The sequence below is a fragment of the Vibrio iocasae genome (assembly GCF_042245395.1).
Taxonomy (GTDB): domain Bacteria; phylum Pseudomonadota; class Gammaproteobacteria; order Enterobacterales; family Vibrionaceae; genus Vibrio; species Vibrio iocasae.
Map to the genome: position 1 here is coordinate 2,214,050 of NZ_CP145311.1, position 22,421 is coordinate 2,236,470.

At 44.0% G+C, this 22,421-nt stretch carries 18 protein-coding genes; 9 read left to right on the forward strand and 9 right to left on the reverse strand.

The window, feature by feature from the left end:
* Positions 1-78: 78 nt before the first annotated feature.
* Together pflB and SNR28_RS19775 are read left to right on the forward strand one after the other, a co-directional pair.
* Positions 79-2,355: a formate C-acetyltransferase gene (gene pflB, locus SNR28_RS19770; RefSeq protein ID WP_375750324.1), complete on the forward strand. Its 2,277-nt coding sequence runs from the start codon at positions 79-81 to the stop codon at positions 2,353-2,355.
* Between the two features lie 139 nt (positions 2,356-2,494).
* Positions 2,495-3,421, forward strand: a complete 927-nt coding sequence (locus SNR28_RS19775; protein WP_375750326.1) for a lipid A deacylase LpxR family protein — start codon at positions 2,495-2,497, stop codon at positions 3,419-3,421.
* Here the strand turns inward: SNR28_RS19775 and SNR28_RS19780 are convergent.
* Complete coding sequence (locus SNR28_RS19780; protein WP_375750327.1) at positions 3,418-5,298, reverse strand: methyl-accepting chemotaxis protein; 1,881 nt, start codon at positions 5,296-5,298, stop codon at positions 3,418-3,420. The two genes, SNR28_RS19775 and SNR28_RS19780, sit on opposite strands and share 4 nt — an antisense overlap.
* Positions 5,299-5,542: 244 nt before the next feature.
* On the opposite strand from SNR28_RS19780, the gene pflA reads away from it, so the two are divergent.
* From pflA to SNR28_RS19810, 6 genes are all read left to right on the forward strand, one after another.
* Positions 5,543-6,283, forward strand: a complete 741-nt coding sequence (gene pflA / locus SNR28_RS19785; RefSeq protein WP_375750329.1) for a pyruvate formate lyase 1-activating protein — start codon at positions 5,543-5,545, stop codon at positions 6,281-6,283.
* Between the two features lie 86 nt (positions 6,284-6,369).
* Positions 6,370-7,035 carry an energy-coupling factor ABC transporter permease gene (locus SNR28_RS19790; protein WP_375750331.1) on the forward strand — a complete coding sequence of 222 codons (666 nt, stop codon included), beginning with the start codon at positions 6,370-6,372 and terminating at the stop codon, positions 7,033-7,035.
* A 122-nt stretch (positions 7,036-7,157) separates the two neighbouring features.
* Positions 7,158-7,658, forward strand: a complete 501-nt coding sequence (locus tag SNR28_RS19795) for a YfbU family protein (RefSeq protein ID WP_375750332.1) — start codon at positions 7,158-7,160, stop codon at positions 7,656-7,658.
* A gap of 251 nt (positions 7,659-7,909) precedes the next feature.
* Positions 7,910-9,844 carry a PrkA family serine protein kinase gene (locus SNR28_RS19800; protein WP_375750334.1) on the forward strand — a complete coding sequence of 645 codons (1,935 nt, stop codon included), beginning with the start codon at positions 7,910-7,912 and terminating at the stop codon, positions 9,842-9,844.
* 88 nt (positions 9,845-9,932) lie between these two features.
* Positions 9,933-11,204, forward strand: a complete 1,272-nt coding sequence (locus SNR28_RS19805) for a YeaH/YhbH family protein (protein ID WP_375750336.1) — start codon at positions 9,933-9,935, stop codon at positions 11,202-11,204.
* 38 nt (positions 11,205-11,242) lie between these two features.
* Complete coding sequence (locus tag SNR28_RS19810) at positions 11,243-12,775, forward strand: SpoVR family protein (RefSeq protein ID WP_375750337.1); 1,533 nt, start codon at positions 11,243-11,245, stop codon at positions 12,773-12,775.
* Positions 12,776-12,950: 175 nt separating this feature from the next.
* Here the strand turns inward: SNR28_RS19810 and SNR28_RS19815 are convergent, their stop codons facing one another.
* Genes SNR28_RS19815 through SNR28_RS19830 form a run of 4 tightly spaced genes read right to left on the reverse strand, consistent with a single transcriptional unit; the run spans position 12,951 to position 18,161 of the window.
* Positions 12,951-13,130 carry a Trm112 family protein gene (locus tag SNR28_RS19815; RefSeq protein ID WP_375750338.1) on the reverse strand — a complete coding sequence of 60 codons (180 nt, stop codon included), beginning with the start codon at positions 13,128-13,130 and terminating at the stop codon, positions 12,951-12,953.
* Positions 13,111-14,118, reverse strand: a complete 1,008-nt coding sequence (lpxK, locus tag SNR28_RS19820; protein WP_375750340.1) for a tetraacyldisaccharide 4'-kinase — start codon at positions 14,116-14,118, stop codon at positions 13,111-13,113. Before lpxK ends, SNR28_RS19815 begins: the two co-directional genes overlap by 20 nt.
* A gap of 5 nt (positions 14,119-14,123) precedes the next feature.
* Positions 14,124-15,875, reverse strand: a complete 1,752-nt coding sequence (gene msbA / locus SNR28_RS19825) for a lipid A ABC transporter ATP-binding protein/permease MsbA (RefSeq protein ID WP_375750341.1) — start codon at positions 15,873-15,875, stop codon at positions 14,124-14,126.
* Between the two features lie 30 nt (positions 15,876-15,905).
* Positions 15,906-18,161: a DNA internalization-related competence protein ComEC/Rec2 gene (locus SNR28_RS19830; RefSeq protein WP_375750342.1), complete on the reverse strand. Its 2,256-nt coding sequence runs from the start codon at positions 18,159-18,161 to the stop codon at positions 15,906-15,908.
* 2 nt (positions 18,162-18,163) lie between these two features.
* Between SNR28_RS19830 and SNR28_RS19835 the strand changes: the two genes are divergently transcribed.
* The gene (locus SNR28_RS19835; RefSeq protein ID WP_375750343.1) at positions 18,164-18,673 is read left to right on the forward strand and encodes a DUF2062 domain-containing protein; all 510 of its coding nucleotides are present in this window, start codon (positions 18,164-18,166) and stop codon (positions 18,671-18,673) included.
* 135 nt (positions 18,674-18,808) lie between these two features.
* Here SNR28_RS19835 and lolE read toward each other — a convergent pair whose 3' ends face one another.
* From lolE to SNR28_RS19855, 4 genes are all read right to left on the reverse strand, one after another.
* Entirely contained in the window at positions 18,809-20,056 is a 1,248-nt protein-coding gene (gene lolE / locus SNR28_RS19840; RefSeq protein WP_375750345.1) for a lipoprotein-releasing ABC transporter permease subunit LolE, read from the reverse strand.
* Positions 20,057-20,058: 2 nt separating this feature from the next.
* Positions 20,059-20,754, reverse strand: a complete 696-nt coding sequence (gene lolD / locus SNR28_RS19845; protein ID WP_375750347.1) for a lipoprotein-releasing ABC transporter ATP-binding protein LolD — start codon at positions 20,752-20,754, stop codon at positions 20,059-20,061.
* 173 nt (positions 20,755-20,927) lie between these two features.
* Positions 20,928-21,590: a hypothetical protein gene (locus SNR28_RS19850; protein WP_375750348.1), complete on the reverse strand. Its 663-nt coding sequence runs from the start codon at positions 21,588-21,590 to the stop codon at positions 20,928-20,930.
* Between the two features lie 109 nt (positions 21,591-21,699).
* A complete protein-coding gene (locus tag SNR28_RS19855) occupies positions 21,700-22,386 on the reverse strand; it encodes a ParA family protein (protein WP_375750350.1) in 687 nt (228 codons plus the stop codon).
* Between the last annotated feature and the right edge of the window lie 35 nt (positions 22,387-22,421).

A 22,421-nucleotide genomic window follows, 5' to 3' on the forward strand; every position in this document is an offset into this window, starting at 1 on the left:
GCGTGTCCTCCCCGGGACACTAGCCGCGTTGCGGTGAAAACAGTGCGTATTTTTTGCTACTAAAAAGGTAGGTATATCATGGCAGAGCAATTTGCTAAAGCTTGGGAAGGTTTTGCTGAAGGTGAATGGCAAAACGAAGTTAACGTTCGTGACTTTATTCAGAAGAACTATGCACCATATGAAGGTGACGAATCTTTCCTAGTTTCTGAAGGTACTGAAGCAACTAACAAGCTTTGGGCACAGGTAATGGAAGGTATCAAGCAGGAAAACCGCACTCTTGCGCCTGTTGATTTCGATACTGATGTTATCTCTACCATCACTGCACACGATGCTGGCTACATCAACAAAGACCTAGAAACTATCGTTGGTCTGCAAACTGATGCTCCTCTTAAGCGTGCTATCATCCCTAACGGTGGTATCCGCATGGTTGAAGGTTCTTGCAAAGCGTACGATCGCGAACTAGACCCATCAATCAAGAAAATTTACTCAGAGTACCGTAAAACTCACAACCAAGGCGTGTTCGACATCTACACTCCAGAGATCATGAAGTGTCGTAAGTCTGGCGTTCTAACTGGTCTTCCAGATGCATACGGTCGTGGTCGTATCATCGGTGACTACCGTCGTGTAGCTCTATACGGTATCGACTTCCTTCTACAGGACAAACTAGCTCAGTTCCACTCTCTACAAGAGCGTTTTGAGAACGGTGAAGACCTACAGATGACTATGCAGCTACGTGAAGAAATTGCTGAGCAGCATCGTGCACTAGGTCAGATGAAAGAAATGGCAGCTAAATACGGCTGTGATATCTCTCGCCCTGCAGAAACTGCACAAGAAGCTATCCAGTGGACATACTTCGGTTACCTTGCGGCTGTTAAGTCTCAGAACGGTGCTGCAATGTCTCTTGGCCGTACTTCTACTTTCCTTGATATCTTCATCGAGCGTGATATCGCTGCTGGCAAGATCACTGAAGAACAAGCACAGGAAATGATCGACCACTTCGTAATGAAGCTACGTATGGTTCGTTTCCTACGTACTCCTGAGTACGATGAGCTATTCTCTGGCGACCCAATCTGGGCAACAGAATCTATGGGTGGTATGGGTCTTGACGGACGTACACTAGTAACTCGTACAAACTTCCGTTTCCTAAACAGTCTATACACTATGGGTCCTTCTCCAGAGCCAAACATCACTGTACTTTGGTCTGAGCAACTACCTGACGGCTTTAAGCGTTTCTGTGCGAAAGTATCTATCGATACTTCTTCTATCCAGTACGAAAACGACGACCTAATGCGTCCAGACTTCGAGTCTGATGACTACGCTATCGCATGTTGTGTATCTCCAATGGTTATTGGTAAGCACATGCAGTTCTTCGGTGCTCGTGCAAACCTTGCTAAGACTATGCTTTACGCAATCAACGGCGGTGTGGATGAGAAACTGAAGATGCAGATCGGTCCTAAGACTGACGCTATCACAGCTGACGTTCTTGATTACACTGATGTAATGGATCGTCTAGACCACTTCATGGATTGGCTAGCTAAGCAGTATGTAACTGCTCTTAACTCTATCCACTTCATGCACGACAAGTACAGCTACGAAGCGTCTCTAATGGCTCTACATGACCGTGACGTACGTCGTACAATGGCTTGTGGTATCGCGGGTCTTTCTGTTGCAGCTGACTCACTATCTGCAATCAAATACGCAACTGTTAAACCAGTTCGTGACGAAGATGGCATCGCAGTAGACTTCGAAGTAGAAGGCGATTATCCGAAGTTTGGTAACAACGACGCTCGTGTTGATGACATCGCAAGTGAACTTGTTACTTCATTCATGAATAAGATTCGTGAGCTTAAGACTTACCGTAACGCTGTTCCTACTCAGTCTATCCTGACTATCACTTCAAACGTGGTATACGGTAAGAAGACTGGTAACACTCCAGATGGTCGTCGTGCTGGTGCTCCATTTGCTCCAGGTGCAAACCCAATGCACGGTCGTGATGAGAAAGGTGCGGTAGCGTCTCTGACTTCAGTAGGTAAACTACCATTTGCTGATGCGAAAGACGGTATCTCTTACACCTTCTCTATCGTACCTAACGCACTAGGTAAAGATGACGCTTCTCAGAAAGCTAACCTTGCTGGTCTGATGGATGGTTACTTCCACCACGAAGCTGGTATCGAAGGCGGTCAGCACCTGAACGTTAACGTTCTTAACCGTGAAACTCTAGAAGACGCAGTTAAGCACCCTGAGAAGTACCCTCAGCTAACAATCCGTGTATCTGGTTACGCGGTACGCTTCAACTCTCTAACTAAAGAGCAGCAAGCAGACGTAATCGCACGTACTTTCACTGAATCTCTATAATTCAGCTGAATAGTTAAGCAAAGCCCCGCTTATGAATAGTGGGGCTTTTTGCTATCTATACCAAATAAACTCACCTCTCTTTTGGTATACCATTCGTTATGTAATATATATTGAGCTTTGCTTATACTGATTTGGTTCAATGCTCAATATAAAAATAAACAGGTATACAGTCACGCTCCTTCCTCTTGCACTTCTATGTACTTCAGAAGCGCTAGCGACCTCTTTTGCTTTAACGGTAGATAACGACGGTGTCTTTGGCACCGATAAAGATTATACCAGCGGCGTTATCATCGATATTGGCTCTGAGCTTCCTAAAGAATTAGCTACTGGGCAACGCTGGAGATTGCAACTTGGACAGAAAATCTGGACTCCTTCGGATCTGAAAGCGACAACACCACAACCTAATGAACGTCCTTATGCAGGGCTTCTCTATGCGCAAGGAAGCATTCTTACCCAGACAATGGGTGGTCTGCATGAAGTAGGCCTTTTGATTGGTACTACAGGGCCAAATTCTTACGCAGAAAAAGGGCAAAAGTTTATTCATAGCATTACCAACTCGACAAACCCTGAAGGCTGGGATTATCAAGTTGACAATCAAGTCGTTGGGAATGCCTTATACCGTGGACAGTTTCTGCTTGATAACCCGCTTCAGGATCAAGAGCTTTCAGCTCAACTTAGAGTGGAAGCAGGCAATTTCAGAAGCGAGGTCGCTAGCGGCATGATGTGGCGATGGGGAACAAACCTCTCTTCAAGTTTTGGTAGTGTCACTCCCAATCATGAAGGTGGATTTTCACCCGCCATGCTGGATGGGCGCTCTGGAGCATTTCTCTTTACCGGTATAGAAGGACGATATCGATTTAATGACATCACCATCGAAGGTGACACGATGAATGAAGTATACCCTGTCCATTTACAAAACTGGCAGGGAACAGTTGTTGCAGGGGGTGTGATTTATAATGGCAGCATTGGCGCTAGCCTGACTCTTGCCTCTAAAACTAAAGATTACAAAGAGGCAGAGTCAAACATCACTAGTAATGCATCCATTTCACTATTTGCTCGTTTTTAGATAGTGAACTGCCTGCAATCCTGAGTTAGTGATGAAGAGCTGGCATCGACAAGCTGGCTATTTTCTCTCAAGCGAACATTGTTGCTCTCAAGTTCAGACATGGCTCCGGAAATCTGGGTCATGCTTTCCGTCATAGATTGGCTGGCTTTCACTAGCTCGCTGATAGAAGCCGCGATAACACTGGTTTGCTCACTCGCCTCTCCGGCTTTGTGGGTGATTTCGTCCAATGCGGTAACCGCATCGTCCCCTCGCTGTTTTCCCTGCTCCATTGAATCTTTAGAACTGGCAATATATTGAATCACTTCGCCACTTTCATGCTTCATTGTTTCAATCGTACCGGAGATCTCATCCACTGCTTCAACCGTTCTTACTGCCAAACTACGAACCTCATCCGCAACGACAGCAAAACCTCTACCCTGTTCGCCTGCTCGCGCAGCTTCAATCGCGGCATTAAGCGCCAATAAGTTAGTTTGTTCTGCAATACCTGTGATAATTTCCATGACGGAATCCACTTTTTGAGAAGCCTCTTCAAGCTGCTGTATATGACCCGCCGCGTTATTAAGAATATCCCCCACTTCCTCAAGCGAACCGATAGCAAGCGTAATGATCTTGCCCCCTTCTTCTGCTGATTGCATCGAAGAGCGACTTACTTCGGAGACAAGCTCAAGGCTGTCAGAAACCTGTTGAGCTGTTACGTTGACTTGTTCAGTAGTGGAGGCAATGATCTGCGTCTGATTTGTAATTTCAGACTGGCTGTTCGCCATTGAGTCCAGTCCACCATTCAGCGCCTGAGCATTATCTGATAGCTCATCACTTTTTGCTTGGACTTGTTCAACGAGGTTACTCAAGTTTTCACAGGTGGTATTGATCGAAATCCCCAACTGATTAAATTCATCTTTCTGATTCGAGCTAATCTTCACTCTTGAAGACAAATCACCGGAAGATACTCGCTTGAGTACCTCTGCAATCTGTTTAAGCGAGCGAGTCATCGACAAACTCAGTACAGAAAAAGATGCTATTGTAAATATCGCAAGCACAATACACGCGGTAAGCACTGACCACTTAGTGATGTTCACTGAATCGGAAGCTGACTCCTGATACCCGCGACTCATCGATTCAAGTTGGTTAGAGATATCACTGACCACATAAAGTACTTGCTCTTGATGCTGTGCTAGCTGAAGTTCGATATCACCAAGCTGTGACGATAAATCCGCAACCTGTAAAAATGTCTCTTTAAACTGTTCAAGCTCTTTCTCGTACAGCTCCAACATGGCGTAGGTATTAGACATGTTGGTAAATCCAGCCAAGGCTCTGTTAAAAAGCTTCAGGTTCTGCTCATTCGGTGTAAGGAGATAATTTTGCTGCGCCTTTATTAGCGCCTGAAAATCGGAGTTAAGGGTTACCATACCGGTCTCAGCGATTTTTTGTTCAATGGTCGCTGCTAGAACCTTTAACATTCCAAGCTTACCGTCATCCGCATTAAATCCCAGTTGGGAGCGAAGCTCTAACCATGGAATGAGTGCTGATGAATAATTGGATATCGAGCTATCCAATTCATTGGCTTGTGAAGAAAGAGATTGTTGATTTAGGAACTGAGTATTTTCTGAAACTTGCAGATTTATAGAGTCCAACTCTGATTTGATTCCCGAAACCTTATCACTGCTTAAGTCTGGTAATGTTGTTGTTAACTGCAGCAGACGAATCTGAGTATTAACAATATTCTGAGCACCATTAATGACGTGGTTACTTTTTGAGTACTGAGCACCTAAACTATTCAGGCTTACCGTTGTAAATCCGGCCAGTGCGGCAAAACCGATACACAACAGCCCCAGAAAAAGCAGTATTTTTTGCTTTTGAGACAATGCGACTACATCCATGTTTTATCCTTAGTCAAATCTATGACACAAAATAAGCACAGTTTTGAGAACTCCCTCTCTAAACTTAGTGCCTATTGATATAAATATCTATCACAGTTCCTATTGAATAAAAAGATACAATCAGTTCATAGCATCAAATTCAGAAATAAATATTCAAAAATTTGTACATAGCCTGCTGAGACACTATTTCTAAGCCATTATTTGTAATAAAATAACGGATAAATAATTCTTATGAGATGAGCATATGTCTGCAACTGGTCGAATTCACTCTTTTGAGTCCTGCGGAACCGTTGATGGTCCGGGAATCCGATTTATTGTCTTTCTCCAAGGCTGCCTGATGCGCTGCATGTACTGCCATAACCGAGATACATGGGATACCCATGGCGGTAAAGAAGTAACGGTAGAAGAGATCATCAACGAAGCTAAATCTTATAAACACTTCATGAACGCTTCCGGTGGCGGTGTAACCTGTTCAGGTGGCGAAGCCATGCTCCAGCCAGAGTTTGTGCGTGATTTCTTCCGCGCAGCAAAAGCAGAGGGCATGCATACTTGCCTGGATACGAACGGACATATCCGTAAACACACAGATGTTATAGACGAAGTCCTGGAGGCATCGGATCTGGTCATGCTGGATCTCAAGCATATGAAAGATGAAATCCACCAGGACTTTATCGGTGTTTCTAACAAAAGAACGTTGGATTTCGCTCGTTACCTACACAAGATTGGTCAAACAACGTGGATTCGTTACGTTGTCGTTCCGGGCTATACTGACGATGAAGAGTCAGCTCATATGCTTGGTGAGTTTATTAAGGATATGGACAACATAGAAAAAGTAGAGCTTCTACCATATCACAAACTTGGTGCTCACAAGTGGGAAGCACTAGGTCACGACTACCCTCTAGAAGGCGTTGAACCTCCAAGTAAAGAGACAATGGAAAAAGTAGTTAGCATACTCAGCCAGTATAACGACAACGTGAAATACTAAATTTGTACTCAGTTATTCGATTCTATTAACATTAAAGATGCCGGTTTGTCCGGCATTTTTTTCATTTGTTGAGAAAGGAACTCTCAATGGAACTTCTACCTTACTTATTACCGTATATCATTGTATTGATTGCGATTGTGTATAGCGTGTCTGATTTTAAGATGGCCTTCTGGCCAAAACTGCTTCAGGATAAGCCGTTCCAAAATTTTTGTTTCCTAATCACTATCGGCCTGTTTTTCTTATGGAGCGCGCAAGCTGGAATTAAAGAAGGGCTTCAGATCCACTTCCTTGGTCTAACCACCTTTACCTTAATATTTGGAATGCGTACTGCATTTCTATTAACTATTCCAGTCACGTTGGCACTTGGCTTAACTAATCAAATTTCATTTGATTCAGTTGCTGAATACCTGTTCCTTTCCAGTCTGATACCCGTACTGACAAGCTATTCCATTTATAAGCTGAGCTTCAGCTATCTCCCCAGAAATATCTTCATCTTTATATTTGTTGCCGGCTTCTTTAACGGTGCTATCACGGGAAGTGTGCACTTGATGGCGAATACAGGATATCAACTTTGGCAAGGGAATTACGACTGGCAAACAATTAGCGATAATTACTTCATTTTCTTACCGTTACTTGCTTTCCCGGAAGGCTTATTAAATGGAATGGCTGCGGCAATTATGGCGGTTTTTAAACCAGAATGGCTTCGAACTTTCTCAGACAAAGACTACATTTACAGCCATTACAGAAAGTAGCGCTTAACACTGCTTAAAGTATCGCCATTTGTTATTAAAACTGTTGATATCATGTTGCTGCTCAGCTAAATGCTGGTAATCTAGGGATAACTATTACTACACAATATTTTTGAGGTCCAAGAATGGAAATGACAAACGCTCAACGACTGATTCTTTCGAACCAGTACTACCTGATGTCTCAGCTTAATCCGGATAACGCAGCGAAATACTGTCGCTTGCAAACTATCGTTGAGCGAGGCTATGGACTTCAAATGCGCGAGCTAGACAAACAATTTGGCGAACTCACCGAAGAAGAGTGTCGTGAAATCATCAACATTATGGAAATGTACCATGCTATGCAGGAGTCAAGCCGCATGCTATCGGAAGAAGAGCGTAGCAAGGTTGACCAGCGTCGTCTTCAGTTCCTGGGGTTTGATATTGCTAGCGAGTCTCAACTTGTACATTACGTTCGCTTCCTGGTCGATTCAGAAGGACTTTACCCGCAGTTTGATAAAGCAGATCACCACTTCAACGCACAAATGCCAATGCTTGAGAAGTACCGTCGTATGCTAACAACCTGGAGAAACTGCCCAAGACAATATCACTTATCGGCAACCGAGTTTTCTCAGATTTTTAATGCTTAAATCTCCATTCAGATGCACGTAAAAAAGAGCCGATTGTCGGCTCTTTTTTTTGCTCCCAAAAAACATAGCTAACCGAATAATTTCACTTTTTATGTGGTTTTAAAAACTATTCTATTAATAACTCTCTGAAAGAATTCATGAAATAAATAATTATTTTTTAAGCAAATATCCAAAATTGAGACTAGGCTTATTAAGTGAAGGACAGGCATTTTTAGTTGCGGTCGGTTTGAAGGATTTAAAGGGGTTTTGCGATGAGTATTTTTGACCACTATCAGGCGCGCTACGAGGCAGCCAAAGACGAAGAACTTACAATACAAGAATTTCTGACTCTGTGTCAGGAAGATAAAAGCGCCTATGCAAATGCAGCAGAAAGGCTACTGCTCGCAATTGGAGAACCTGAAACGATTGATACTGCTCAGGACCCTCGATTGAGCCGTATTTTCTCCAACCGTGTTATTTCCAGATATAAGACGTTTGAAGACTTCTATGGAATGGAAGATTCAATTGAACAAATAGTTTCTTATCTGAAGCACGCAGCACAAGGGTTAGAAGAACGTAAACAGATTCTCTACCTGCTTGGTCCTGTAGGTGGTGGTAAATCATCACTCGCTGAAAAGCTCAAAGCTCTGATGGAGAAAATGCCCATCTACGTGCTTTCTGCTAATGGTGAGCGCAGCCCGGTAAATGATCACCCATTCTGCCTGTTTGATATCGGTGAAGATGCCAGCGTACTAAAAAAAGAATATGGCATTGAAAAACGTTACCTACGCTCAATTATGTCTCCATGGGCTGCTAAACGTCTGCATGAGTTTGGTGGTGACATTACCAAGTTTAAAGTCGTTAAGGTTCGTCCGTCGATCTTGGATCAGGTCGCTGTAGCGAAAACTGAACCAGGTGACGAAAACAACCAGGACATCTCTTCTCTGGTTGGTAAAGTGGATATTCGCCAGCTTGAACACTTCTCTCAGGACGATCCCGATGCCTACAGTTACTCTGGTGCACTTTGTAAGGCAAACCAGGGTCTGATGGAATTTGTTGAGATGTTTAAAGCGCCAATAAAAGTACTTCACCCATTGTTGACGGCTACACAGGAAGGGAACTACAACGGTACTGAAGGACTTTCAGCACTGCCATTTGATGGCATGATTCTGGCGCACTCAAACGAGTCCGAGTGGCAGACCTTCCGTAACAACAAAAACAACGAAGCGTTCCTTGACCGTGTGTACATAGTGAAAGTGCCTTATTGCTTACGTGTGTCAGAAGAAGTGAAGATTTATAAGAAACTTCTTGAACACAGTGAGCTGTCGAAAGCACCGTGCTCACCAAGCACACTGGATATGCTGGCACAGTTTAGCATTCTGTCCCGTATTAAAGACCCTGAAAACTCATCCGTATTCTCAAAGATGCGTGTATACGATGGCGAAACACTGAAAGATACTGACCCTAAAGCGAAGAGCTATCAGGAATATCGTGATTTTGCAGGTGTCGACGAAGGTATGTCTGGGCTTTCAACTCGTTTTGCCTTCAAGATTCTTTCCCGCGTGTTTAACTTCGATCAGACCGAAGTCGCGGCTAACCCTGTTCATCTGTTCTACGTCATCGAACAACAGGTAGAAAGAGAGCAGTTCCCAGCTGAAACCGCTGAACGTTATCTGGAATTCCTGAAGGGTTATCTGGTTCCTAAGTATATCGAGTTTATCGGTAAAGAAATTCAAACCGCCTACCTCGAATCTTACTCGGAATACGGCCAGAACATTTTCGACCGCTATGTCACCTATGCTGACTTCTGGATTCAGGATCAGGAGTATCGCGACCCTGAAACCGGACAGCTGTTTGACCGAGCGGCCCTGAATGGCGAACTGGAAAAAATCGAAAAACCTGCGGGTATCAGTAATCCTAAAGATTTCCGAAACGAAATCGTTAATTTCGTCCTTCGTGCTAAAGCCAGTAACAATGGTACTAACCCTGTTTGGACCAGCTACGAAAAACTTCGTACCGTGATCGAGAAGAAGATGTTCTCGAATACTGAAGAGCTTCTTCCTGTTATCTCATTTAATGCGAAAACCTCGACAGACGATCAGAAGAAACACGATGATTTCGTTGCCCGTATGATGGAAAAAGGCTACACCAAGAAGCAAGTCAGATTGCTGTCTGAGTGGTATTTACGAGTACGTAAATCCTCTTAACACATGACACTTATTGTGTGAGCGAAAAGCACTTGCTGTCGCTAGTGACAGTAGGTGCTAACGCTGAGGCGTTTACAAGGAGTAACTCATGACACAATTTATTGACCGCAGGCTCAATGGCAAAAACAAAAGCACTGTAAACAGGCAGCGCTTTTTAAGACGCCATAAAGAAGCGATAAAGGAATCTGTTGCGGACGCAGTCAACCGACGCTCCATTACAGATACCGAAACCGGTGAAGATATTGCTATTCCGCACAAAGATATTAAAGAGCCAACGTTTCATCAAGGCCAGGGCGGAAGAAGAGAGCGAGTACACCCAGGGAATGACCAGTTTATCACTGGCGATAAAATGGAACGTCCGAAAGGTGGCGGAGGTGGTGGTGGAGCCGGAGAAGGTGAAGCCAGCCCAGACGGTGAAGGCCAGGACGAATTCGTATTTCAGATATCTAAAGATGAATATCTGGATATCTTATTCGAGGACCTTGAGCTGCCAAACCTCGAAAAAAACCAAATCAACAAGATTACGGAATGGAAAACCACACGTGCCGGTTATCAAACTGCCGGTAACCCTTCAAACATAGCAATTGTACGTTCGCTTCAACAGTCTTTGGCTCGTCGTACAGCGATGACAGCAGGTAAACGTCGTGCGTTGAACGAGTTAGAAGACGAGCTCGAACGCATAAAGAACAATGAGCCAGCCCAACCTCTTGAAGAGAAGAAGATTAAGGAGGAAATACAGGCGTTAAGAGACAAGATTTCGAAAGTACCATTTTTGGATAGCTTCGATCTTCGATTCAAGAACTATGAAAAGCGCCCTGTCCCTTCAAGCCAGGCGGTGATGTTCTGTCTCATGGATGTATCAGGCTCTATGGATCAGGCAACAAAAGACATAGCAAAACGCTTCTATGTGTTGCTGTATATGTTCCTCACCCGAACCTATGAAAACGTCGAAGTGGTGTTTATACGCCACCACACGCAAGCAAAAGAAGTCGACGAGCATGAGTTTTTCTACTCGCAGGAAACGGGCGGAACCATTGTTTCCAGTGCCTTGAAACTGATGAAAAAAATAGTGGAAGATCGTTATCCGTTAGGTCAGTGGAACATCTATGCTGCTCAGGCTTCAGATGGTGATAACTGGGCGGACGACTCACCGAAATGCCGGGAACTTCTGGAAGAGAACCTGCTTCCAAGCTGTCAGTACTACTCGTACATCGAGATTACCAGAAGAACACATCAAACCCTTTGGCATGAGTATGAAAAAGTGCAGGAGGTGTTCGGCAACTTTGCAATGAAGAATATCCGTAGTGTGGATGACATTTTCCCTGTATTCAGGGAGTTGTTCCAGAAAGAAACGGCGTAAAGGATATTTTAGGGGATAGCATTTACTTGGAGGGGAAGATGGCGAAAAAACAAAAAAAGCTAGATAACGCCTTACCTGATGGTCCTGACTGGACCTTCAGCCTGCTGGAGCAATACCACGAGGAAATCAAGCGAGTTGCAGAACACTATCGTCTGGATACTTATCCTAACCAGATTGAGGTGATCACTTCAGAGCAGATGATGGATGCATACTCTAGTATTGGTATGCCGATTAATTACCATCACTGGTCATTTGGTAAAAAATTCATTCAAACAGAACAGAACTACAAGCATGGGCAAATGGGGCTGGCCTATGAAATAGTCATCAACTCAGACCCTTGTATCGCCTACTTGATGGAAGAGAACAGCGTCACCATGCAAGCTTTGGTGGTCGCGCATGCTTCTTACGGCCACAACTCATTTTTTAAAGGAAATTATCTATTCCAGACATGGACAGATGCCAGTTCGATTATTGATTACCTGCTCTTCGCCAGAAACTATATTTCCGATTGTGAAGAGAAACATGGCATTGAAGAAGTAGAAAAGATACTCGACTCCTGTCATGCATTAATGAACTTTGGTGTGGACAGATATAAAAGACCCGAAAAAATATCAATTGCAGAAGAGAAAGTCCGCCAGGAAGAGCGGGAGGCCTATCTGCAGTCACAAGTAAACGACCTATGGCGTACCGTGCCTAGATCGCAAGAAAAAGCTGAAGAAGAGAAGATGCGCTTTCCGCAGGAGCCGCAGGAAAACCTGCTCTACTTCATTGAAAAACATGCACCTTTGCTTGAGCCGTGGCAGCGTGAAATTGTCCGTATCGTTCGTAAGGTCAGCCAATATTTCTACCCTCAGAAACAAACCCAGGTGATGAATGAAGGTTGGGCTACGTTCTGGCACTACACCATCCTGAATCATATGTACGATGAGGGCGTCGTAACGGACAAATTCATTCTGGAATTTTTACACAGCCACACTAACGTCGTAGCGCAACCTGCGTATAACAGCCCGTACTATAGTGGTATAAACCCATACGCGCTTGGTTTTGCTATGTTTCAGGATATACGTCGAATCTGTGAAGAACCAACAGACGAAGATAAGGAATGGTTCCCGGGACTAGCCGGTAGTGACTGGCTTGATGCCGTTCACTTTGCGATGGAAAACTTCAAGGATGAGAGCTTTATTGCTCAATACCTGTCACCTAAATTAATGCGGGATTTCAAACTGTTTTCAGTATTGGACGATGATCGTAAAAACTTTATTGAAGTGAGTGCAATACATGATGATCCCGGTTATCGCCAGATAAGAGAAACGTTAGCATCTCAATACAACTTGAGTAACCTTGAACCAAATATACAGGTATGGAATGTTGATGTGCGTGGCGACCGCTCAATGATATTGCAGTATGTCCCACACGACAGAATTCCACTGGCCGACAGTTACGACGAAGTACTTAAACACTTGTACCGGTTATGGGGGTTTGAAGTCGTCTTAGAAGAGATCACAGACACGGGGAGAAGAAATATCCTCGCTACCTGTCCTAAACGAGGAGTAACAACACCGGAAACCTGAGAGTAGCTAGAGGGAGTATTATTTAAACACGTCATCCCGGATGAGCCGAAGCGAAGTCCGGGATCTATTTCTTGTATGCAAAATCAAAAAGTGTGGTCACTTAAACTAAGCAATGTTTTGAAGTTAGATTCCGTACTACGCTCGTTCCTCGCTTTACGGAATGACGGCGGTAGTTCTATCGGCCCTCATCCATTTCCATCACTCTGGCTTCTGGCTCAAGCAGTACCGGAATACCTTCTTTTATTGGAAATGCCAGTCTATCCAGCTTACAGATAAGTTCCTGTTTTTCACGATCAAAAATTAGCTTGCCCTTACACACCGGACACGCAACGATTTCAAGCAGACGATGATCCATACTCTTTCCTAACTTGTTCTATTTTATTTATTATCTTCTGCTCAGCTTCTTGGCTGAAGCAAGCAGTCACTGGCAAATACCACCAGTTTTCATTTGCAAATCGACCACATTTCACTGCGTCTTTTTCCGTCATAATGACGTTATCTCCAAGCTTTTGCAAAGCTTCAAGCTCAGATTGTTCAAAATCCTGATGATCAGCAAAACCTTGAGTCTTCACCAAATCAGCACCAAGTTCCTGAAGAGTTTTGAAGAAGCGTGGTGGATGACCAATTCCAGCAAATGCCACCAGTCTGTCGAGTTCAGTAACGAGTCGCTTCTCACCTGTAATCAAGTTCACCGCCATATCCGGTGCCAGTCTCATTGGCATCTCACCTTCGTGAGCCACCCCGCCATTTGTGACGATGAAATCAACCTCTGAAAGTCTTTCCAGCCCTTCGCGTAAGGGGCCTAGCGGGATATATTGTTGGTTCCCAAATCGGCGCTGTCCATCGACAACGACAAACTCGATATCACGTTGCAAAGCGTAGTGTTGCATCCCGTCATCTGTGATAACGATGTCTACATCATGAGTAAGTAGCTCTTTCACCGCATTTGCTCTCACAGGGTCAACCACAACAGGAGCCCCGGTTCGCTTAGCGATAAGCATCGGCTCGTCTCCACTCTCACTCACCGATATATTTGGGTGAACTTCCAATGGATAGTGTTTCGCCTTACCACCATAACCACGGGAGACGACGCCCGGTTTATAGCCCGCCCTTTGCAACTGCTCAACCAACCAGATAACCACAGGTGTTTTACCATTACCACCAGCAGTTATATTGCCTACAACGACAACCGGCACAGGCGCACGAAAGCTCTCTTTCTTTCCAGACTGGTAGCTTTGCTTTCTGGATCGACTGATCATTTTAAAAATCATGCTGAGTGGCCACAAAAGTGGCAAAAGGATGATTCCTAAGAAGTGTTTCTCAAACCAGATCTTTTCAATCATGGTACTTATTCACCAAACTGCACTTTCGCAAGCTGGGCATAAGCGCCCTCTTTTTGAATCAATTCGCTGTGCGAACCTCTCTCTATCACTTCACCTTCGTCTACCACTAAAATCTCATCAGCATTTTCGATAGTCGATAGTCGGTGAGCAATAACCAGAACGGTCTTATCCTTTTGCAGTTCATCCAAAGCAGCCTGAATCGCTCTTTCTGATTCAGTATCCAGAGCAGACGTTGCTTCATCGAGTATCAGTACTGGTGCTTCACGTAACAGTGCTCTCGCAATAGCAATACGCTGACGTTGACCTCCTGACAAGTTGGCACCATTCTCTCCGATTACGGTATCCAGCCCATCGTCCATCTTTTCGATGAAGTCCATGGCGTAAGCCAAACGCGCAGCTTCTTCTATCTGAGCGCGGGAATATTTTTCTGTCGCAGCATACGCAATATTATTGGCGATAGTATCGTTGAATAGATGAACATTCTGCGAAACAAGCGCAAACTGCTGGCGCAGGTTATCCAATTTGTAGTCGCGGATATCGTGGTCATCCAGTTTGATCGTTCCGCTATCCACTTCGTAGAATCGAGTAAACAGATTTGCGATGGTACTTTTACCTGAACCCGAGCGTCCGACTAAAGCAACAGTTTTACCGATAGGTATATCAAAACTCACATTTCTGAGTGCTGGCTTTTCGTTACCCTGATAGGTAAAGGTTACATCTTCAACTTTGATATCCCCTTTCGCTTTTTCTAGCTTAAAGGTACCGTTATCTTTTTCTGTTTCCAGATCCATCAACGCAAATAATGTCTGACTTGCTGCCATACCTCGCTGGAACTGAGACGTAACGTTAGTCAGTGCTTTTAGTGGACGCATCAAACCAAACATCGCAGAGAATACAACGGTAAAAGTACCTGGAGTCAGTTCAGCCCTAATTGAGTCGATGCTTGCCAGATACAGAACCACGACGATCGCCATAGATGCGATCATCTGAATAATCGGGTTTGCAGCCGCCTGAGCAGAGATCAGCTTCATTGTCTGTTGGCGCATTTGGTTACTTACGTTATCAAAACGCTCATTTTCTACAGCCTGACCACCATAACTCAAAACAACCTTGTGTCCTTTAAGCATCTGTTCAGATGAAGACGAGACATTTCCCATTGCTGTCTGCATGTTTTTAGAAATTTTTCTGAATCGTTTGGATACGATGCTAATACCAAATGCAACTAAAGGTGCGACCGCGAAAAGAACTAAAGAGAGTTGCCAACTGTTCCAGAACATGAGGACAATCAGACCAAGAATACTTGCGCCTTCACGCACGATGCTGACAAGTGCCTGGCTAGTCGCAGCTGCAACCTGTTCCGAATCGTAGGTAATCCTGGAAAGCAAAGCACCTGTGGATTCACGATCGAAGAACGAGACCGGCATATGCATGAAGTGACCAAAAATACGTCGCCTCATCACCATAACGACGTGACCAGAAACCCAGCTCAGGCAATAGGTAGAGACAAAGCCACTCACACCACGAATAAACATCATCGCAACGATAATTAAAGGCAGAGTCTTCAGAAAATCAGATTCGACATCACCAAAACCTTCATCCAAAAGCGGCTTTAGCAAAGAAATCATATATGTGTCAGATATCGCGTTGATGATTAGCGCGACAACAGCAACCGACAAGCCACTTTTATAGAGTCGGATAATTTCCCAAAGTCGTTTGAATGTTTGCCAGGTAGAGGCATCTTCTTGGATTGTAGACATAGAATAGTTTTATTGATGACATTAATCTTCCTATTCTACTCCGTTCCGTAGCATCTGCCTATACCAAGTAACAGATTGGTTTTCCCTCATTTTTTCTATGTTCCAGCCATTAGAATCGAAATAGATGGAAATCTGACCAGATTCACCAGTATCCATCCAATGAATGCCAGCGTCCTGATATCTCTCATAGACTTTTTGATGAGGCATTCCCCACCGATTCCCTTTTGCTAATGAAGCAATAGCAATCTTTGCTGACGCTGATTCCAGAAAAAACGATGAAGAAGAGGTGTTACTACCATGATGAGGAACCAACATGATATCAGATTCAAGACTTCCTTCTTTTATCAGTAAATACTCGCTTATTTTTTCTATATCTCCGGTCAGCAACAGGGAACTGGTTAAGTCCGACACTTTTATCACACAGGAATGAGGGTTATAGGCACGCTTCACTAACTTTGGTGGCCACAAAACCTCAAAATTAATACCCTGCCACTGCCACCCTTCTCCCTTCACACATCGTTGATACCCACTAAGCTCTTGGCTGGATCTCATCGACATTGGATTGAATGCTCTCTCAATAAAGCTTTTTCCTCCAGCATGATCAGAGTCCATATGACTAAGAATTAGGGTATCGAGTTGGCGCACGCCTCTGTTGTATAAAATCGGTGCAATAATCGACTCTGCAACACTCCCACTCTCCCATCGGTTTCCAGTGTCATAAAGCATATGCTGCCCTTTTTTTTCGATTAGCACCGCCAATCCCTGCCCCACATCTAACACATCTACTCGCCAACTTTCTGAATCTCTGAACGGTATCAGTCCAAATGCTGTGGCCGTAATAAGAATCAAACCATGCCTTAGGTTCAGAAAAGCAGAAAAGAACCACATGAAAACCAAGATAAATACAGGCCATATATAATACTCAGGTACCACTACCCAGCCTGAGCCAGAGAAATCTAAGCTCCACATCACGGGTTCCAGTAACTTATCTACGACTACCCACGCTAACTCTGCTAATGCTGGATACAATGCGGTTGCTATCAGAGACAAAAATATACCGGGTACAATGACGAAACTGAAATAAGGAACTGCCCATAAATTGTAGAGGGGAGAATAGATGCTAAACCCGCCAAAAGAGAGTGCGGATACAGGTATCATTATGATGATCAGCGCGAGCTGAATCACAATGAGTTTCTTGAGCTGAGTTAGATTTGTAGTGGAAGGATGACTTGCTAGAGCAAACAAAATAGCGACAGCGGAGAACGACAACCAAAATCCAGAAGACATACTGGCAAATGGGTCATAAAGCAGAATTATTGATAACGTAACCAGTAGCTTTACCCAATGCCCATATTTAAGCCTCAAAATATAGAGAACAGATAACACCAGACACATTATAAATGCCCTTTGCGTCGTAATGCTAAAACCCGCCAGCCATGAGTAACACAACGCGAGCCCAAGCCCACACAAAAGAGGAAGATAAAGCGCGTTAACTCTTATGAGGCCAAGAGCAACCGAACCAACTCTTCCTAAATTCCAGCCAATGAAATAGGCGATACCGACATGTAACCCAGATATCGCAATGAGATGTGTGAGCCCACTGCTTTTTAGCTGCCTCCACAACTCTGGTTGAATATCGTTTCGATCACCAAAACTTAGAGCTTTTAATAAAGCAATATTGTTAAGGCTCTCGTTGAGCCCAGAAAGGTAGTTATGCAAATAATTCCTGTAAGAACGAGCACCCGCGATCAAAACGCCATCTAAAGCAATCGCCTTTCCTGTTAAACCCTGACTCGCGAAATAACGCTCCTGATCAAATCCAGCTTCGTTGAGACGACCATATACTGGCTTCATCTTAACGTTAAAGGACCAAAGTTCCCCGTAGTTTAACGGCTCTCCTGCAGGTACAAGCAGACGGACTTTTGGGCGTAGAAAGATACCCGTATGTATATCGTTTACACTGAGAACCGTGAAAGTGTACTCGCTACCGTGACTATTTTGCTTAAAAAAGCTGTCAATCCGGCCTTTTATGGTAATATTCTCACCGGCTTGAAACATAGCACTGACTTTTGAGTTGTAATGTTTACCGTGTATCGTAAGGGATAGGATTGCGAGCACGATACCAACAGTCCATTTTGAGACAAAAGTTCGAGATATAATCGCCTGAGCAAGCACAAGTATTAAGACAAAATGGTAGCAGGGAATAGCAGACCAGAACTGTCCGGAAACGCTAATCAGCGAAAAACAGATCAGATTCCAGCAGTAATTTAAGAGAGTCATATTCATCTATGCCAAAAAAACTTATCCAGCGTTTTATGCCTGACCATGAGCTGATAAAGCGTCAGAAAGCATTAAAAATTTTTGGTAACGTGCTTTACAACCCCAACCTATGGTGCCTTAACAGACGCTCAGCTTCTGGCGCATTTGCCTTGGGGCTGTTTATGGCTTTCGTCCCGCTTCCTAGTCAGATGATCATGTCAGCCGGACTTGCGATTGTATTTAGCGTCAACCTCCCTCTCGCGGTTGCACTGGTATGGATAAGCAACCCAATCACGATGCCAATCATGTTCTACTTTTGCTACAAAGTCGGCACATGGATCATGCATACTCCAACGCATCAATTTAATTTCGAACTGTCCTGGCAGTTTCTTGCAGAGCAAATGAGTACGATTGGCCCTCCGTTTTTACTTGGTTGCCTGATTTGTGGAACGATTTGTGCCCTTATCGGATATTTTGGCATTCGTGGTTTGTGGCGTTACTCTGTCGTCCGTAGCTGGCAAAAACGTCAGGTAAGATAGAGGAAGCTACCACTCGTTGCTCTCTTCAGATAAAGCTAATGAGACCGTATCCGGGCAATTTAAGCAGAAATGTCAGACTTACAAAAATGGAGACGCTCGCGTCTCCATTTTTCTATGAGGCATTTTGCATGAGATCTACTTTGAGCTCAACACAGCGGCAGGATTCATCATGCTCGCTTTCCGAGCGGGATACCATGTTGCTAAAAGGCTAAGGGTAATCGCTGTCCCGGAAACCATCAAAACATCAAGGCCGTTTACCTGTGAAGGCAGAAAGTCCACAAAATAGATGTCACCAGACAAGAACTGATGACCTATCAACACCTCAATACCTTTAATAATAGAGGTCAGGTTGAACGCCACTAGCACTCCCAAAATACTTCCAACGATGCTTCCCAGAACGCCAGACAATACGCCAAGCCATATGAAGATTCTCCGAATCAATCCGTCTGTCGCCCCCATTGTTCTGAGAATTGCAATTTCAGGCGCTCTGTCCTTAACGGCCATCATCAATGTAGAAACTATATTGAAGCAAGCAACACCAATTACGAGAACCATAACAAGGTACATAATGGTTCTTACCATCTGAATATCTCGGTATAGAAAACCATATTTCTGCTTCCAGCTCTTAAGATAAACGTAAACTGGAATCTTGCTACCCAAGCTTCTGACAATCGATGGCGCATTCATGACATCATTGGTCTTGATCGACACCCCAGAAATCGCATCACCCAAGCGAGCGTAGCTCTGCGCATCCTTCAACGGAATCAGTGCAAGGCTATGATCAAGTTGCCCACCAAGCTCAAGCAAGCCACTTACTTTAACCCGTACACGCTTGGGAGCCTGTACTTTATTCACCGAACCTGTAGAAACCGGGATCATCAATGTCAGGCTATCACCTAGATCTACACCCAGGTTATCAGCAATGCCCTTACCTAAAATAACCTGCTGTTTCCCATGTACAAAATCTTTCCACTCGATGCCTGTAACGAAATTAGGTAAGGAAGAAATCTTCAACTCATAGTCAGGATCGATACCACGAACCTCTAATGCTTTCAGCTTTTGCCCTCTTTCTGCCAAGGCCGTAAAACGAGCATATGGCGCAGTTGCAACGACCCTGTCATCCTGACTAACAGCGTCAAGAACCTGATGCCAATCTTTCATTTTGCCATCTACGGCCTCGAATTCACCATGAGCAACAACAGATAAGACTCGGTTTCTCAGTTCCTTTTCGAACCCATTCATAGCTGACAAGCCAATAATGATGACAGCAACACCCACAGCGATACCTATCGTGGACGACACAGAGATAAAAGAAACCATTTTGTTTCTCTGCTTCGCTCGACTAAATCGTCCACCGATAAAAAAGGAAAGTGACGAAAGCACAACTACTCTCCCTGAGACTGCGTTGAGTTCACTAACAAGCCATCTTTCATATGCAGTTGCCTGTCCATCTTATCTGCCAACTCGCCATCGTGTGTCACAACAAGGAAGGCAGTACCATATTGCTGATTCAACTCCCGCATAAGGTCGTAAATCGCCAGTGCTGTGTTGTGGTCAAGGTTACCTGTAGGCTCATCAGCCAGAACTAATGCTGGTTTATTTACCAGTGCTCGTGCTATTGCGACACGTTGCCTCTCTCCTCCAGAAAGTTCTGAGGGACGATGTTCCATGCGATGCGTCAAGCCTACTTTCTCAAGTAGAGCAGAGGCTTTCTTTTTAGCACTAGAAATATTTTCACCACCTATGAGTAGCGGCATTGCGACATTTTCAACTGCAGAGAAATCAGCGAGCAGGTGATGGAACTGATATACAAACCCAATATGTCTGTTTCGAATCTTGGCTTGTTTGTTCGATGAGAGGTTCGTTAAGTTCTGTTCCAGAAACTCTACTTCCCCCTCAGAGGCGTCGTCCAGTGCACCCAGGATATGTAACAGTGTGCTTTTTCCTGAACCAGAGCTGCCAATAATGGAGACGAGCTCGCCCTTTTTCAGATCGAAGCTGACCCCCTTAAGGACCTCGGTCTCCATTGAGCCTTCACGATAGGTTTTACGGACAGAACAGCATTTTAAGAGGTTACTCATAGATAAAACTGACACCTAAGTTTTCTTTGTGGTCTTTAGATGTAATTTTCTGTACCACAAAGAAGGAGTTAAATATTGTTCTGGCTATATTAGACGTTATGTTCTGGTGATTCAAAACATACTTGTCAGTAGCAAGTCAGATTGCAGTTTTAGGCGACAGATGCAGCGGAAAACTATTGTTTGTCTGGAGTCCAGCTTTGAAGCATTCGCTCATTTTCCATAAGAATGGGATCACAGCTATCCTCTGGTAACTCAATACTCGCCAGAAGATCCTCTGGAATGTCTTTTCTTGCATTTAGAGTATTCTGGTAACCCTGAACCTTCTTCTTATCGATAAGCAATAATCGCATTAATGTTTCAAACTCTTCTTCAGTAAAGCCCGAATCAAGGAAACATTTGTGCGCAAGTTCTTCGTTCCTAAGTAATGTTACCTGTCTGGCAGTCTTAGTTCTGCCTTCATCAAGATAGGACCGTACAACCGCTTTTGATACCTGTATGTAGACAGCACGCATTTTAGGAGAGTGTGGAAACTTTTGTGCCGCGTATATTTCGATGTCGTCTCTTATACCATTCTGATTCACATCGAAAGGCACAGGTTTGGCGGGCAATAATCCAAGGAATGGATAGGTCTGTACAAGCTCTTCCGTTAGTTCGAGTTTAATCTCTTCCAGTTCAGGAAGCTCCTCAACTACATCCGTCTCAACCTCTTGCTCAGTTAACACAGGTACCGATGTTGTCGCCTTTTGTGGCTCCACATCAATATCTATACCGAAGATAGCAATCAGGGTAAGAATCAATAGCGTTAATGCAACGATGATGTATTTAAGTATCTTCAAATTTTCGGTACCACTCTGAACTTCAAGAACTAACTATTATTATAACACTCAATGCATTACATCAAGGTCATACCTTTAAATTATCAGACATGGGCACAACTTAATGCTCTCAGATACGCTGTAACCAGGTAACAAGATCGTCCCACAGTTTTTTATCGATACTGGTATCAATATGTACCTTGTTAAAAAAGGCTTCCTGATAAGCCAAATCTTCAGACAATCGGCCTAGTGTAGGAAAATGCCGAAAGTACTTTAGTAACTGCCTTACCCGCTCTCCACGATTATCATCCCGGTAATAACGATTAATAACAAAAGAGAGTGCAATCTTACGCTTACTCAGGATACCCGAATCCATAATGCATTTAATAAATGGCAAACTGGCATGAAGGTCAACAGGCGATGGTGACATAGGAAGTACGATACCATTAACAAAGTAGGTGTAGCGCATCATATCTTCTGTAGTAAAGTTTGACGGTGAATCAAGAATCACAAAGTCCGTGTCTCTGTGTACACGAAGGGTCGATGCCATGTCTGAAAGGTTTCTTAAGGAAGGATTGTACGCTTGTGAACGGTCGGGGTTGACCACATGAGCCCAGTCATAACTTGATTTCTGTTTATCAAAATCAACTAACTCGACCCTATAACCAAGCTGCATCAGATGACTCACGGTTCCAGCAACCAGTGTCGACTTTCCGACGCCACCTTTCTGGTTCATAACTAGTACTTTTTTAGCCTTACTATAGTGCAGACCAACCGTTTCTTTTTGTCTAACATTCCAAGGTAGAAACCTACTCATTGAAACCTCTCATAACTCTGTGGAGCAATCCTATT

Bases quoted from the DNA above. Each gene is read 5' to 3' on its own strand.
- pflB (WP_375750324.1), top strand. From the start codon at position 79: ATGGCAGAGCAATTTGCTAAAGCTTGGGAAGGTTTTGCTGAAGGTGAA.
- SNR28_RS19775 (WP_375750326.1), top strand. From the start codon at position 2,495: ATGCTCAATATAAAAATAAACAGGTATACAGTCACGCTCCTTCCTCTT.
- SNR28_RS19780 (WP_375750327.1), bottom strand. From the start codon at position 5,298: ATGGATGTAGTCGCATTGTCTCAAAAGCAAAAAATACTGCTTTTTCTG.
- pflA (WP_375750329.1), top strand. From the start codon at position 5,543: ATGTCTGCAACTGGTCGAATTCACTCTTTTGAGTCCTGCGGAACCGTT.
- SNR28_RS19790 (WP_375750331.1), top strand. From the start codon at position 6,370: ATGGAACTTCTACCTTACTTATTACCGTATATCATTGTATTGATTGCG.
- SNR28_RS19795 (WP_375750332.1), top strand. From the start codon at position 7,158: ATGGAAATGACAAACGCTCAACGACTGATTCTTTCGAACCAGTACTAC.
- SNR28_RS19800 (WP_375750334.1), top strand. From the start codon at position 7,910: ATGAGTATTTTTGACCACTATCAGGCGCGCTACGAGGCAGCCAAAGAC.
- SNR28_RS19805 (WP_375750336.1), top strand. From the start codon at position 9,933: ATGACACAATTTATTGACCGCAGGCTCAATGGCAAAAACAAAAGCACT.
- SNR28_RS19810 (WP_375750337.1), top strand. From the start codon at position 11,243: ATGGCGAAAAAACAAAAAAAGCTAGATAACGCCTTACCTGATGGTCCT.
- SNR28_RS19815 (WP_375750338.1), bottom strand. From the start codon at position 13,130: ATGGATCATCGTCTGCTTGAAATCGTTGCGTGTCCGGTGTGTAAGGGC.
- lpxK (WP_375750340.1), bottom strand. From the start codon at position 14,118: ATGATTGAAAAGATCTGGTTTGAGAAACACTTCTTAGGAATCATCCTT.
- msbA (WP_375750341.1), bottom strand. From the start codon at position 15,875: ATGTCTACAATCCAAGAAGATGCCTCTACCTGGCAAACATTCAAACGA.
- SNR28_RS19830 (WP_375750342.1), bottom strand. From the start codon at position 18,161: ATGAATATGACTCTCTTAAATTACTGCTGGAATCTGATCTGTTTTTCG.
- SNR28_RS19835 (WP_375750343.1), top strand. From the start codon at position 18,164: ATGCCAAAAAAACTTATCCAGCGTTTTATGCCTGACCATGAGCTGATA.
- lolD (WP_375750347.1), bottom strand. From the start codon at position 20,754: ATGAGTAACCTCTTAAAATGCTGTTCTGTCCGTAAAACCTATCGTGAA.
- SNR28_RS19855 (WP_375750350.1), bottom strand. From the start codon at position 22,386: ATGAGTAGGTTTCTACCTTGGAATGTTAGACAAAAAGAAACGGTTGGT.